This window comes from Mesorhizobium sp. WSM4830 (assembly GCF_055811495.1).
The window spans coordinates 1-1226 of the sequence record NZ_JBVVQI010000086.1 but is presented as its reverse complement, the minus strand read 5'-3'; the positions used below and the strand labels follow the sequence as shown (position 1 = coordinate 1226).

At 58.3% G+C, this 1226-nt stretch carries 1 protein-coding gene; it reads left to right on the top strand.

The window, feature by feature from the left end; all coding sequences use genetic code 11:
* Nucleotides 1-216 precede the first annotated feature (216 nt).
* A partial coding sequence (locus tag AC0L2Y_RS34425; protein WP_473562314.1) for a glycosyltransferase family 4 protein occupies nt 217-1226 on the top strand: 1010 nt, incomplete at its 3' end.

Genomic DNA, 1226 nt, shown 5'->3' with positions numbered 1-1226 from the left:
TCTTTTTATCGAGCCGGTGAAACATTTCTCATGGATCGCAGTTCTTGGATCCAGAGGAGTTGAATAAGGGCAACCTGATTGCACGCGAGGAGCACGGACGACACAACTATAAATACGCTCTGTATGGAATACTTGGCAACCGGAAGCTCTCGCTTGTCTTGGTTGCCGCCGAAGCTTGTTTGAAAGAGGGCGGTCGCCGCCGAAAAGATTTTCTAAATGAAAATAGCCCAGATCGCGCCGCTAACCGAATCCGTGCCGCCCCGAACCTACGGTGGAACCGAGCGAATTGTTTCGTATCTGACCGAAGAACTTGTCCGACAGGGCCACGAGGTGACGCTGTTCGCCAGCGCCGATTCTCGTACCTCAGCCGAGCTGGTGCCGTGTTGCGACGTCGCGCTGCGCCTGAACCCCAGGGTCCAGGACGGTGTTCCGCACCACGTTATGATGCTTGAACGGGTGCGCCGGCGAGCCGATGAATTCGACGTTTTGCATTTCCATGTCGATATTCTGCACTTCCCCGCAATTCGGGATTTTGCCAGTCGAACGGTTACCACGCTACACGGCAGGCTCGACCTGCCCGATCTGGCGCAGCTTTATGCGATGTTCGACGACGTTCCCCTGGTCTCGATTTCCTTCGACCAGCGCCGGCCCATGCCGCCCGTCAATTGGGTTGGAACCGTGCATCATGGCCTGCCCCGCGATCTTCTGCCATTCCACCCGAACACCGCTGGCTATCTTGCATTTCTCGGTCGCATCTCGCCGGAAAAGGGGCCGGAAGCGGCCATAGAAATAGCAGCGCGGGCCGGGTTTCCCCTGAAGATCGCCGCCAAGATCGACAAGGTGGACCAGTCGTTCTGGAAGGAAAGGGTCGAGCCGCAAGTGCTGCGGCATTCGAACGTGGAGTTCATTGGCGAGATCGATGAGCGGCAAAAGGCGGATTTTCTGGGCAATGCGATAGCGCTTTTGTTTCCGATCGACTGGCCGGAACCCTTCGGGCTCGTAACGATCGAAGCAATGGCCTGCGGTACGCCGGTGGTTGCGTTCCGGCGTGGCGCCGTCCCGGAGATCATCGATGACGGTGTGTCTGGATGGATCGTGGATACGGTGGAGGAAGCTGTGGGCGCGCTCCGGCGCATAGACAGCCTCGATCGCGCACGAGTGCGGCAGACGTTCGAGAAGCGGTTCACGGTCGAGCGCATGTGCAGCGATTATGTGGCACTCTACCG